Consider the following 12,876-nt stretch of genomic DNA (forward strand, 5'->3'; position numbering starts at 1 on the left):
CCACGACAAATAGGAACTCTTATATGATTGGGAAAGAGCCTACATAAGGAGTGAAAAACAGAATGAGCAAAGATACCATTCAATGGGAGCGCATGCTGCCAGAAGAATTTCGAACAGCTATGGCGAACATGCCTGTCTTGTACCTGCCCCTTGGAACCGTCGAGTGGCATGGCGAGCATAATGCCTTAGGCTTAGACGCACTTAAAGCACACCAACTATGTGTGAATGCGGCTAGAATTGGTGGTGGAATCGTCCATCCGCCTGTTTACGGGGGCATGGGAGGCTTGGATAAACCCGCTACTGTCATTATGGAAGATGAACTGACTTGGGATAATCACTTGCTGCGGCCTTGGCTTGAAAAGCTGTGCAGCGAGTTTCATCGTATCGGTTTCAAGGCGATTATTATGTTAACCGGACACTATGGCCATAATCAGCAGATTGTGGTTAGAGAAGTGGCTGCACGAATGACGGAGCGATTGCAAATTCCTGTCCTGGGAACGCCTGAATATTGGCTTGCCCTAGATGCGGGATACCTCGGCGACCATGCTGGTATTGGCGAAACATCCCTCCTTTGGCATCTTCACCCTGAGTTAGTCGAGATTGAACGTATCCGTGGGGATGTTGATTACGGCGTGGATGACATTATTGAGAAGGGCTCTTCCCCTGAACTCGGCAAGAAGTATGCGGATCTGATCACACACAGGCTGGCAACAGTGGCCCAAGCGATGGTGGGTTGGGATGAAGAAACTAGATATGCGTTTGCAGCGAGTGAGCACGCGCTGATCCAGCAGCAGCTGAAGGGCTGGAGACATATCGGTCCTTGGGAATTCTGGCGGCATATTGGCGGTTCTGAGCTTGTAAGCTACGGGGAACTGCTCGTGAAGGGTGACTTTGAGAGAATTGCCCATCTGGCTAAACAGATTGGAGCGGCTTCATCCCCCCAAACATAAAGAGAAGCCATATTAAGGAGGAGAAAGACATGACAAGCAGCTATGAGGCGTTGTCCACCTTCATTGACCTCACCCCCATATTCAGCACACATGAGCATCATCGGGAAGATGAGCTGTATGCGCAGCTCGATCTTTCTACGCTGTTCAGTTGGTCTTACGTAGGTTGGTCTGGGGCAGTCCCTGCGGGGGATTCAACTGCGGTAGAACGTCAGCACTGGATCAATAGCATGAAGATGAATTCTTACTATGTATGGTTGGAGAAAGCCATTTGCACCATTTACGGAGAAGAAGAGATCACAGCTGCGAATTGGGATTCCTTATCGGAGCGTATTCGTAAAGCGCATCAGGATCCCAATTACCACCTGCAGCTTCTACGCAAGTATGCGGGTTATCAAGGTTTTCTGGAAGATGCGTTCTGGAATACGGGTACAGACTTAGGTCATCCTGATTTTGTCACTCCTGTGTATCGCATCGATATGTGGATTATCGGCTATCATCCCGATTCTCTCGATAATGATGGATGGAATCCTTATCGTATATATGGGGAAAAGATTACGGATTTTAACACATATGAGCAATTATTTACGGACGAGCTTCGTCGCAGAAGACCGAGCGTAGCTGCACTGAAGTGCTCTGTCGCTTATTTCAGAAATTTGCGATTTGATGAGGCACATCGTGATGAGGCTGCAGCGGTCTTCGGACGAGAGAAATCCTCGTTGACCGAAGGGGAGCGAAATGCATTCGGAAATTATATGTTCCGTCTTGCGGCTTCCGTCGCAGGGGAGCTTGATCTGCCTATTCAGTTGCATACCGGTTTAGCTCAGTTGAGTGGATCTAGTCCCATGCTGCTGGAGAGTGTCCTGAGAGACTATCCCGGTACACGATTTGTTTTGTTCCATGGGGGATTCCCTTGGATTTATGAAACAGCCGCACTGGCCCACAACTATCCGAATGTTTATCTGGATATTAACTGGTTGCCGCTCATCTCGACCACAGCTGCTTGCCAAGCCTTGCATGTTTACATGGAGGTTCTCCCCCGCTGGGACAAAATAGCCTGGGGTGGTGACAATTGGACATCAGAAGAGTCCGTTGGCGCATCGATGGCCTTTCGCTTCATACTCAAAAAAGTGCTGGCTGAGAAGGTGGACGATGGCTTCCTTCGTTTGAAGGACGCGCAACAATTCGCGGAGCGCATCATGTACCGAAATGCACACAGCATTTATCACATTCCACTTGCAAATGAGGATATCGAATGATGGAACCTAACGTAGAAAAAGTTGTCTATGAGCACGGAGGTATGGTGCTTGAGTTTTTGGACGGTGGTAATGGTATCGTTCAGAACGTATTAAATACAGAGCGGGATCGCAAGGATGTGGAGGCACCGATTCCTTATTTTAATTTTCAATTGGGTGTTCTTGGCGTCCCTCGCAAGCTAGGACCGGTTCCTCTGAACGGGATGACGAGTCTCCCCCATGAAATGAAGCAAGAATCGGCGATTCGCACAGATGATCATCTGTCGATTCGATATAAGCATGATGGGCTCGGCCTCGCGGTGACGACGGAGATGCACTTTGTTCCCGGCACATCAGTTATTCGGCAGAAGACCATCGTTACGAACGAGAGTGAGAAGCCCATTGTGCTAACGCATCTGTCCTCCATGCTGATGAATGGCATAGCGACGGATGGACTTCGTCCTTGGCAGGATCCAAGCAAAATCAAGATCCACTATGTCATGCAAACCTGGCATGGAGAAGGTCAGTGGCGCTCTGGAGGATTGGAAGAGTTAGGGCTGTACCATGCTTCACCCCATCCACCGGCCTGTACGATTCGCTTTTCATCCTTAGGCAGCTTCAGCACAGCGAAATATTTACCTATGGTTCTCATTGAGGACTGCGAGACCAATAAGATCTGGTATTTTCAGATGGAGACCTCCTCCTCATGGAATTTAGAGATTGGGTTTCGCGGCTCATGGGATGATGCATCAGGATCGCTATATGTGCATACCGACGGAGGCAGTGAAAGGTTCGGAGGTTGGAAGAAGCAGCTGCTCCCTGGCGAGACCTATACGACGATACCTACCGCATTTGGCTGCACGAATGGGAACGTAAACGGGGCTGTTCGTGAGCTGACGAAGTACCGCCGCAGTTTCTTGAAGCCAAAGAACGCATGGGATGGCGAGTTTCCCGTGACCTATAATGATTTTATGAATGGCATTTGGGGCAATCCTCATCGTTCCAAGCTAATTCCTCTGATCGATGCAGCTGCGCAAGCTGGCGCTGAATGCTTCTGCATCGATGCAGGCTGGTTTGCCGACGATGTGGATCCAATGGTCTATATTCTAGGTGATTGGACAATCAAAGAAGAGCGTTTTGGCGATGGTGGCTTACAGGGTGTGTTAGATTATATTAAGGCTAAGGGAATGACGCCAGGCATCTGGCTCGAAATGGAGATGGCTAGCGAAGGCTCCGATCTAGCTCTTAAGCCTGATGATTGGTTCAACATGCATGGGGGTGTTCGCGTGGGCGGGGCCGACCGCTTCTTCCTCAACTTCACGAATCCTGAGGTATGCGACTATCTCCATAGCGTAATTGAACGATTGGTTGCCATGGGCATCGGTTTTATCAAAAACGATTATAATGATTTCATTGCCATTGCGGACAATGGTTCTGACAATATGTCAACGGATGGGCTTCAAGCCAATAACGAAAGCTTCTATTCGTTTATTGATGAGGTGCGTCGTCGCCATCCGCGATTGATCCTGGAGAATTGTGGATCGGGGGGCATGCGGGAGGATAACGGGGTATTGGCTCATTTTCATATTCAGAGCACGAGTGACCAGGAAATTTATCATAATTATCCATCCATTATTCAAGGGTCTCTTGCCGGCATGCTGCCAGAACAAGCAGGGATATGGGCGTATCCGTATCCGCTGTTGTGGCACGATAAATCGAAGCCAGACATCATTTTCAGTGAAGCCTATCAGGCTCAAATGAGAGACGGCGAGATGACCATTTTCAATATGGTCAATGGCTTGTGCGGTAACATGTACCTGGCAGGTCACTTCCATGCGGCGGACCCCATGAATATGAGCCTTATTCAAGAAGCTGTGGAGCTTTATAAGAAGGAGAGAACCCATATTCATAAAGGTTATCCCATCTATCCAACAGGGTTCATCCCCATTAAAAATAAGTTGACTTGGGCTTCCCTAGGCATCGTATCACCAGATAACGAGAAAATTCTATTAGCTGTATGGCGGATGAATGCGCCTGATAACTATTTTGACATCCCACTAGACGAGTGGCTTCCTGGGCGCGCAGTTGTTCGACAAGTCTATCCTTCAAACGGACATGAGAGTCAATTTTACTATAATGATCGTACACGCATGTTAACTGTTCATTTTAAGGGTACTTATCAAGCTCGTTATTATGAAATCGTTTCAATCTAAATGCACAGGAGGATCTGTTTGTAAATTTTTCCAATTTTTTTTCAAATCCAGCCCCGTACATCCAGCCGTCAATTTCACTTGGCTTGCAAAAGATACTTCCTCCGGTAAACTCTACTTATTGAATTAAAGTATCTACTTCTTCTCTGCTTTCAGCGCCAATGGAAAATATGACTTCTACGCTATGGGAAGTATCTGCCTCTTGGCATATACTTTCAACTATTCTGCTGGTTCCACAGCGACTGCAGGCTTGCCTGTAGTCGCTTTTTTCGCCACTTCGGCGGCGAAAAGCGTCTGCATTTCGGCGACTTTTTTGTCGTCGGCGGCTTCGATTTTGTCCGCGAAATACTTCTCGACGAATAGCTCCCAGGTAGGGGTGATCTTCTGTGTGGAGATCGTTTTAACCGCGGTTTTGATTAAGCGGCGTTCCTTAGCGTTCGTATACATGTCGACGTAGAACTGCTTCCGTTCGAAGTCAAGCTCGTTATAAATCGCACGGAAGACATCGGCCGTCATGCGAGCATCGTCCAAAGCCCGATGTGCGGAGCCTTCCGCCACGATATTCAGATCGGCAACGGCAGCTTCTACGCTGACGTCGTTGGTGACATTTTTAAAGCGGATGTAGCCCTTTAGCAAGTCGAAATAAGGCACCGCCATCCAATAAGCATCATCCAATTTATGCATGCGGGTATCGAATACGATACGCTTCACATCTTCGCCGCCCCACGTGACGAGCATGAGTTCCTGGCTTTTACCAAGCCATGTCAAGAAATTGGCGATCACGGTCCGAAAGCCTGCCGCGACATCAATATCTTCTTGAGGTATGCCTGTTTTCTTCTTAATAAAAGGATTTAATTTAGCGAAATAAATCGGTTTAATCAAGGCTGAAAATTCATCAACCGTTTGCAGATCCGCATCCAAGCGAACAGCACCAATCTCGATGACTTCCATTGGTAATTCACTGGCAAATTTGCGCCCGTTAAATTCAATATCCAAAATAATGTAGTCCATGATGCGGGCCCCCGTTTCGATTCTATCCTATTTATATTAACAGAAAATACTTAGGTTGCCAGCTTCTGTTTACGATAGACGGCACGGAGTACCACGCTGAATAGGAACCCAGTGAACGACATGATCGAGACAAACATATACAATTGATGGCCGCCATAGGCTTGAAACATCCATCCGCCCAGATACGAGGCGACAATCCCAGAGATGCCGAAGAAGATGATGGCAAGTACGGTTTGGCCAGTTGCCCGCCATTCTTCCGGCACGATTTGATACAAGTACTGAATCGCGGCGGAGTAAAAAATCGGGAAAGTGAACGTCTGCAGCAACTGTATCGCGACTAGCAAGTGAGGTTCTTGAATCCATGCCGTTAATAGAAACCGGATGAAATAGAAGAGGGCAGCGAACGCAATGATGGCGAGTTCCTTGCCTTTTCGCAGCCACCAGAAGCTTAAAGCAAACACGAGAATTTCACTCCCCGCCGCTAGAAACCACGCAATGCCGACCAAATGGTTGCTTCCGCCTAATTCTCGGATATACACCCCTAGAAAAGTATCATTGATCCGTTGCGGCACCGCGCAGATGAAAATCAAAATCATAAACCAAATCGTCTCTTGATTGCCTAGGAAATTACGCAGGCTTCGCAGTGAAATCGGCTTGCTTGTGACAGGCGCATCAGGTAGAGCCAGACAGATAAGCAGGGAGAGAATCCCGAAGCCGCCGAACAAGTAAGCCAAGCTTTGAATCCCGAAGTATTGCGCGGCATAGCCAACGATCAGAGACATCACTGCATAGCCGACAGCTCCGAATGTTCGAATGGATCCATAGCTGGTGCCGAGCGCTTCCGCCGTTTGGAAATTAAGGCTTTCCGTTAAGGGATCCAGCGGTAATAGGAAGAAGTACAACAACATCGTAAAGAGCAGGAGTACGACAAAGCTTTTGGAATCATACAGTAGAAATCCGACGATCGTTGAGAATAACAAGAGAACAAGCATTACTTTTTTGATCGTTTTCGTCCGATCGCTAATCATGCCCCAGAGGGGTTGAGAGAAAATGGCGATGAATCCGCCAGTTCCGATAATGAGTCCAATTTTAGAAGTGGGAAGACCTTGGGCGTCCAGATAGACAGGTAAAAAGGAGACGAACAAGGCCAATAAGGCGAAGTAGATGAAGTTAAAAGAGCGAAGTAAGTGAGCAGAATTCATGATGACCTAACCTTCCTTGATGAAATACGCCTAGATGCTGTAAAGCTCCATTTTAACATGACATCCCCAACAGTCAAAAAAATTTTCTCAAGGGCGAATCTCGGAAGGGTTCGTTCCTGTCACTTTTTTGAACTGGCGGCTGAAGAAGTAAATGCTGCGATAGCCGAGTGCTTCCGCCACTTCACTAACGTTCATACCGAGTTTCAGCAAGTAGGTGGCGCGTTCAATTCTTTTGTCAATAAGATACGATTCGATCGTTTGGCCCATGGTGTCTTTGAACTTCAATGAGAAATAGCGCGGGGAGAGATGGGCAGCTTCTGCCAGCTCATGAATGCGGTAATGGCGCCCAGGATCTTGCCGAATGCGTGCAGCAATCTCCAGCATGACGCGGTTTAATGTGCGACGAGCAGGATCACCAACCGCCGCGTGTTCAGGGCTTTGACGCTCAAATAGAAGTAGTAACAACTTCAGCAGTGTAATTGCTTCGTCATCATGACCATACCCTTCGGCCCACCTTACATGAACGAAACGGTCTAGATAAGATTCATGAAATTCTGCCGGATCAAAGTGGACGAGTGATGGCAAGGACATGAGCTTTGACGCGTCCCCTTGCACGGTGAAATGGATGTAGGTTACGGTTAGCGGCCGCGCTGAATTATGTTTCGCACTTGCAAGATCGCCAGGCTTAAATAGAAAGCAATCTCCCGCTCTCACTGGGTACATCCCATTATTTAAAGTGACCTCACCTTCGCCTTCCCATACATACCAGAAATCGAAGTCAACGAACGGCTCACTGTCACGACTCCACTTCCAATTAACTTCACAATTGACTTTGCCGAAAAAGGGATTGAGTATTATTTCGTATGATAATTGGGATGGCATAACCAAACACCTCTTTATGTAAAATAGTGCAAATACTCTAGTGGTATAATGTATTTATATTACTACTTTCTGTTTATATAATAAAGATATGAAACGTCGAATAATTTAAATAAGGGGATGCAAATCATGGCTGCAAAAGAACCTATTTCACTATCGCCGGAAGAAATTTCAGCTAAGTTATATCGATTTAATCGTATTGCTGAAAAAGTGATCGGGGTTGAGAATTGGAACGAAGATCAGCTAGCTAACTATCGTAAAGATGGTTATGTAGCTCTTGAGCATATTCTAAATGAAGATGAAATTGAGAATTCGAAACTAGCACTGTATGATCTAATCTTTAAGAATGATAAAGGCGCACAGATTCAATTTACAAAGCCAAGAAGTGAATTGAAGTCAGAGGAAGAGATGGAGTTGGCCATTCGGAAGGTCCATAATTTTGTTGAAGTGGATGATTGTTTAAGGGGAATTGCTGAGCATCCTGCGATTCTAGCTATGGTACAAAATATTCTCGGTGAGACACCGCGTCTAGTTCAGAATATGGCACTACTTAAGCCGCCTCATGGTGGAGGCGAGAAACCTTGGCATCAAGATATGGCATACGGTAATTTAGCGTTTGAGAAAGCAGTGGTCGGCGTGTGGATCGCATTAGATGAGGCTGGTCTCGATAATGGCTGCATGCATGTCATCCCTGGTTCACACGCAGATGGGGCAACACCTCATTATGCTATCAGGGATTGGCAGTTATGCGATGCGCATGTCCAAGTTGAGAAGGATGTCGCGGTGCCTTTATTGCCTGGCGGTATCCTGCTATTTCACGGGCTGCTTAAACATGGAACACCTTATAACCTATCACCGAAGAAACGTCGCGCCTTACAATTTCATTACGCAGGAGAATCAGCGACGAAGTTGACGCCCAAGGAGTATAAACGCTTTTTTACGAATGAAATGAGCAATGCGGAGTGTTAGTTAAATGATCCTCTTTCCGAACGCGGAGAGAGGATTTTTTCATTTCCCGAACAGCCTACACCATATGTGAACAAATGAATATGTAGTAAGAGAGTTATTTTGATCATCAGGGGGGATGAGGAACGATGTCTACGCTGATTTCCATTGTGATGCTGACATGGAATGGTTTGAATTATACGAAAGAGTGCGTAGATAGTATTCTGCGTCATGCCGATAAGCGTATTCAGATTCAATTTGTGTTCGTAGACAATGGGTCGACGGACGGGACTGTGGAGTACTTACGCAGCGTGCCTTCCTCTAAGCTGATCTGCAATCAGGTGAATCGGGGATTTGCCGCTGGGAACAATCAAGGGCTTGCGGTCGCAGACGGTGAATATATTTGCTTGTTAAACAATGATACCGTCGTGACCAAAGGTTGGTTGACGCGATTGTTGTCATGCTTAGAGCAAAATCCTGCCATAGCTATCGTAGGACCAAGGTCCAACAATGTGGCATGGGCACAGCTCGTCTACAATGTTCCCTACAAATCCATGTCAGAGATGGAGGCGTTCGCCGCCAATTGGTCGCAGTTGAACCGAGATCAAGGCTTTTTCCCGCATAAATTGATCGGTCATTGCATGTTGTTCCACAAGGATTTGATCACGAAGATTGGCGGTCTTGATGAACGATTTTTCCCTGGCAATTATGAAGATGATGACTTCTGTCTACGTGCCCGCGTCAGCGGACAAATTCTGTGGGTAGCGAACGACGTGTATGTTCATCATTATGGCGGAAGTACGTTCAAATCGAACCAAACGAATTATTCAGCAAGTGCTTTTGCCAATGCCGAACGGTTCTCACGAAAGTGGTCGCTTGGCATGACTGGCTTAGAGCTTGATCAATTCGGTTATAATCCCTCCGAGCTTGTGGAACGGGAAAAGCCTTTCCGTATCGAACGGCATTATGTCCCGATAGGAGGCAAAGTTCATGAGGATTGCACTGATAAGTCCTGACTACTTGCCCGTTCCGCCACCTAAATATGGTGGTATCGAGCGAGTTGTCTATACGTTGGCTGAGGGACTGGTAGTTCGCGGACATGAGGTCATCCTCTATGCGCCTATCGGCAGCCAGACCAGAGGGAAGTTGATGCCTTATTTGCATGAGGGTCATGATATGTGGCAAATCCCAGGCTTCGTGAAACTGACCTTGCCCAAAGGTGTTGATATCATCCACGACCATACCCAGCTCTCCGTAGTCGGGCAGAAGAAGCTTCGAACTCCCACCGTTTGTACGATTCACAATCCGTTAACGAATCCCGTCAAACATCCTGTCTATTTGAGCAAACGACATCGAGATTTGTTCGGCACGCCGCAAGACAGCGTTGTGTACAACGGATTAAACCCGGATGAGTTTCAATTCTCTGATCAAAAGGGTGACTATCTGCTCTTCATCGGGGCTTTGCTTCCATATAAAGGCGTTCATCATGCGATCGAAGCGGCGGAGCGCGCTAATCAGAGATTAATCATTGCAGGACCCCTCTATGATTACGACTATTTCCAGAAGGAAATCATGTCCAAAGCGCTATCGAATCCTAACATTCAATATGTAGGCGAGGTTGGCGGGCAAGATCGCCAAAATTTATTGAAGCATGCTCGCTGTATGCTGTTCCCTACGCTAGTTGAAGAGCCATTTGGTCTCGTCATGATTGAAGCGCTCGCTTGCGGAACACCAGTCCTGGCGTTGCCAAACGGTTCTGTGCCCGAAGTGATGAGCGGCTTCCCGCAATTGATTTGCCGCAATGTCCAAGAGATGGCGCATAAATTAATGCATGAAAAGCTGCCAGAACCCCACAAGCTCCGTGACTATGTACTGAAGCACTTTACAACAAGTACGATGACCGATCAGTACCTAGCCATTTATCAAAGCATCATCGAACAAGAGAGTTGAACGCACCAGCGTCCTTTCAAATTAATATGTCGGAAATTATAAGTTTTGGGGTAAGCAGAGCTTACCTCAAGGTTACATAATAACTTTCAGGGAAATAATTGTAGTATTTAAATTCTAAACAAGGTGAGTGTAATAAGTTCTTTTTTATGAATAAAACCATAAAATTAAACATGGGTTGGAGGTGGTTTGGCTGCCTAATTTTGATGAACAACAGAAAGAGTCAGTGACTATCATAGAAAGTGGAATAGTAAAAACACCACTTGGAAAAGAATTTTATCGTGTTCGTGTGCAATCAAATCAACCGATACCTGTTGTATAAAACAGATGCAAAAGAGTTCGCCTTTATTAAAAATATTGGAGATTTCAAATTTGGGGTGGCAGTTCTTTTTATGGAGAACAATAAAGTAGAGTCGGAGAGAACACAAAGAGCATTTATAACTTCAACAAGCTTGATTCACCATCTTGCACAACTAGACAAGAATTTAATGTCCGTGGTATAATTTTACATAAGGAGGCGATACTAATGGCAGTCAAAGTCATAAAAAATGAAGTGGTTAAAACTTCTAAAGGGCAAGAATACACAAAGGTTGTTGTATCTAGCCATAAGCCCGTCGCTCATGTCCCCGCACCAATTCATAAAAAATAATATCCACTCATTATATTAAAAGATCGCCTTAATGGGCGATCTTTTTTGTGCGCCAAGATGGCTCTTAACTAGGCAATTGGAGCAGATTCGTCGCCTGTGGCGAGATGCAAAACGGATTCTAGATACTTTTTATTGTGCAAAATACTTGGGTCTTGCGGACGGTAGCCTCGGGCGAGTTCATTATGCCGATAGGCTGCTTCATAATCCCCGAGGTGATCATAACACACACAGAGTTGCAGATGAGGGAGCCAGGTTGAAAAGCTAGGATTAGCAAATCCCCAGTTATGTGCAGGGCCAGGTGCGGTTGTCGCTAAGGTATACCAGAACACGGCAGATTCATATTGCTGACGCGTTAGAAAATAATAACCAAGCCGACAGCAGAACTCAGGACGAGGGCTGTCATACCGAAAAGATCGGAATACGGAGTCTAATTCCATTTCACGATTGCCAAGATACTGGTAGCAATCGGACAACTTACTGCAGGATGAGATGGCATCCTCGACCCAGCACTTGCCAGTGGCGAGAAATTTATTGTAGTACTGAATCGCTTTGGCATATTTTCTATGATCCATTAATTCATTCGCATAATAGTACAAATCTCTTGGAGTAAATTGGACTCCACGCATTAGCCTATTTTGAAAAATTTTAAGATTTCGATCGCTCTTATGATGAATTCTGCAATGTGTGACCGTAATGTCCGATTCGAAAATCGTGCCGCTTACCTCCAAATATTCGTGGATGGCTCCAATCCAGCGGAAGTAGTTCTCCCGTTTCACAAGACGGTTTCGCTTAAAGCGGCTAATCGGGTTGCCATATTCGTCGAATGCATAATTATAGAACATCGTGACCGAATCTACCGAAGGGTCGAGCGTTTCTTTTAACGCTATGAGCTTATTGCAATCTTCCTCTTTTAAAATATCATCCGCATCCAGCCAAAGAATATATTCCTTAGTGGCTTGACGAAATGCGAAGTTGCGCGCGGCCGAGAAATCATCGATCCATTTGAAATCGTAAATGCGATCCGTATAGGCGCTGACGACTTGCTTCGTTTGGTCCGTAGAGCCTGTATCGACAATGATGATTTCATCAACGGCTCGAGCGACCGAGGATAAACAAGCACGAATGGTGTCCTCCTCATTTTTAACAATTAGGCAAAGACTGATCGTGATCAATGGTTCACATCCTCTCTAATCAACTGGTCGAATACCAGCTCATGGGTTTCGTTAGGTCGCAATCATAATGATAGAGGACAGAAGGGATTCTGACTTGGTTAACAATATCCTTGGAAACGCGGCCTCCCCATTCATCATCTTCACCGAAACTAATATCACGGAACTTATGCTGCTCGGCGATTCTTTTGGCATAGCACATGATGTGGTTAGGTTTCCTATAGTAGGAAGTGTGACCTTCACCAAAGGAGTACTCAATGCCATATTTACACAGCTTATTAAACCGACCATTGAAATAAACGGCGACATCGAAAACGATGCAATCTGCATTGGGCTCAGCTTCGATTTGTGCACAAAGTGTATGAACATAATGCGGTTCTAGGCGGTCGTCATCATCGACAAACACGATATATGTCCCTTTTGCCTGCGCGATTAACGTATTTCGTTTTGTACCAATCGTACTTTTTTTGTTATCTAAAATGACTAGGATTTCTACAGGCAAGCCCGTTGTTTGTAGGGATAATTGCTCAATCATTCGCGACAGACAAGCCAAACGTTCTGGTACAGAGGGTATCAGGATGGATAAGACAATGTTCATTTCTTTCGTCCCACCTCGTTTCGGTATCGTATTCTTTCTAATTTATTCTTCGTTTCTGGTTGGGGCACGGCAGTTATAGGACAT

12 protein-coding genes are annotated in these 12,876 nt (G+C 46.1%); 7 read left to right on the forward strand and 5 right to left on the reverse strand.

All coding sequences use genetic code 11. From position 1 onward, the window contains the following. The first annotated feature begins 62 nt into the window (after nucleotides 1-62). From MJB10_RS09255 to MJB10_RS09265, 3 genes are read left to right on the forward strand one after another with little or no spacing between them, the layout of a single operon-like run. Nucleotides 63-950: a creatininase family protein gene (locus tag MJB10_RS09255; RefSeq protein ID WP_314803835.1), complete on the forward strand. Its 888-nt coding sequence runs from the start codon at nucleotides 63-65 to the stop codon at nucleotides 948-950. 29 nt (nucleotides 951-979) lie between these two features. Continuing rightward, the gene (locus MJB10_RS09260) at nucleotides 980-2,206 is read left to right on the forward strand and encodes an amidohydrolase family protein (protein WP_314803838.1); all 1,227 of its coding nucleotides are present in this window, start codon (nucleotides 980-982) and stop codon (nucleotides 2,204-2,206) included. After that, the gene (locus tag MJB10_RS09265) at nucleotides 2,203-4,395 is read left to right on the forward strand and encodes a glycoside hydrolase family 36 protein (protein WP_314803841.1); all 2,193 of its coding nucleotides are present in this window, start codon (nucleotides 2,203-2,205) and stop codon (nucleotides 4,393-4,395) included. Before MJB10_RS09260 ends, MJB10_RS09265 begins: the two co-directional genes overlap by 4 nt. Nucleotides 4,396-4,611: 216 nt before the next feature. Here the strand turns inward: MJB10_RS09265 and MJB10_RS09270 are convergent, their stop codons facing one another. From MJB10_RS09270 to MJB10_RS09280, 3 genes are all read right to left on the reverse strand, one after another. Then, entirely contained in the window at nucleotides 4,612-5,403 is a 792-nt protein-coding gene (locus tag MJB10_RS09270; protein WP_314803844.1) for a 3'-5' exonuclease, read from the reverse strand. A 50-nt stretch (nucleotides 5,404-5,453) separates the two neighbouring features. Next, nucleotides 5,454-6,605 (reverse strand): MFS transporter, encoded by a 1,152-nt coding sequence (locus MJB10_RS09275; RefSeq protein WP_314803847.1) that lies wholly within the window; start codon nucleotides 6,603-6,605, stop codon nucleotides 5,454-5,456. Nucleotides 6,606-6,692: 87 nt separating this feature from the next. Further along, complete coding sequence (locus MJB10_RS09280) at nucleotides 6,693-7,487, reverse strand: AraC family transcriptional regulator (protein ID WP_314803849.1); 795 nt, start codon at nucleotides 7,485-7,487, stop codon at nucleotides 6,693-6,695. Between the two features lie 126 nt (nucleotides 7,488-7,613). Here MJB10_RS09280 and MJB10_RS09285 point away from each other — a divergent pair, with 126 nt between their 5' ends. The 4 genes from MJB10_RS09285 (at nucleotide 7,614) to MJB10_RS09300 (ending at nucleotide 11,025) form a co-directional block, all read left to right on the forward strand. Beyond that, nucleotides 7,614-8,453: a phytanoyl-CoA dioxygenase family protein gene (locus MJB10_RS09285; RefSeq protein ID WP_314803851.1), complete on the forward strand. Its 840-nt coding sequence runs from the start codon at nucleotides 7,614-7,616 to the stop codon at nucleotides 8,451-8,453. 125 nt (nucleotides 8,454-8,578) lie between these two features. Then, entirely contained in the window at nucleotides 8,579-9,445 is an 867-nt protein-coding gene (locus MJB10_RS09290) for a glycosyltransferase family 2 protein (RefSeq protein WP_314803854.1), read from the forward strand. Beyond that, nucleotides 9,420-10,379 (forward strand): glycosyltransferase family 4 protein, encoded by a 960-nt coding sequence (locus tag MJB10_RS09295; RefSeq protein WP_314803857.1) that lies wholly within the window; start codon nucleotides 9,420-9,422, stop codon nucleotides 10,377-10,379. Before MJB10_RS09290 ends, MJB10_RS09295 begins: the two co-directional genes overlap by 26 nt. Before the next feature lie 523 nt (nucleotides 10,380-10,902). Beyond that, nucleotides 10,903-11,025: a hypothetical protein gene (locus MJB10_RS09300; protein ID WP_314803859.1), complete on the forward strand. Its 123-nt coding sequence runs from the start codon at nucleotides 10,903-10,905 to the stop codon at nucleotides 11,023-11,025. A 68-nt stretch (nucleotides 11,026-11,093) separates the two neighbouring features. On the opposite strand, the gene MJB10_RS09305 is transcribed toward MJB10_RS09300, so the two are convergent. Together MJB10_RS09305 and MJB10_RS09310 are read right to left on the reverse strand one after the other, a co-directional pair. Further along, the gene (locus MJB10_RS09305) at nucleotides 11,094-12,197 is read right to left on the reverse strand and encodes a tetratricopeptide repeat-containing glycosyltransferase family 2 protein (RefSeq protein ID WP_314803861.1); all 1,104 of its coding nucleotides are present in this window, start codon (nucleotides 12,195-12,197) and stop codon (nucleotides 11,094-11,096) included. A 19-nt stretch (nucleotides 12,198-12,216) separates the two neighbouring features. Then, nucleotides 12,217-12,792 carry a glycosyltransferase family A protein gene (locus MJB10_RS09310; RefSeq protein WP_314803864.1) on the reverse strand — a complete coding sequence of 192 codons (576 nt, stop codon included), beginning with the start codon at nucleotides 12,790-12,792 and terminating at the stop codon, nucleotides 12,217-12,219. Nucleotides 12,793-12,876 lie beyond the last annotated feature (84 nt).

The sequence above is a fragment of the Paenibacillus sp. MBLB1832 genome (assembly GCF_032271945.1).
Classification (GTDB): domain Bacteria; phylum Bacillota; class Bacilli; order Paenibacillales; family NBRC-103111; genus Paenibacillus_E; species Paenibacillus_E roseopurpureus.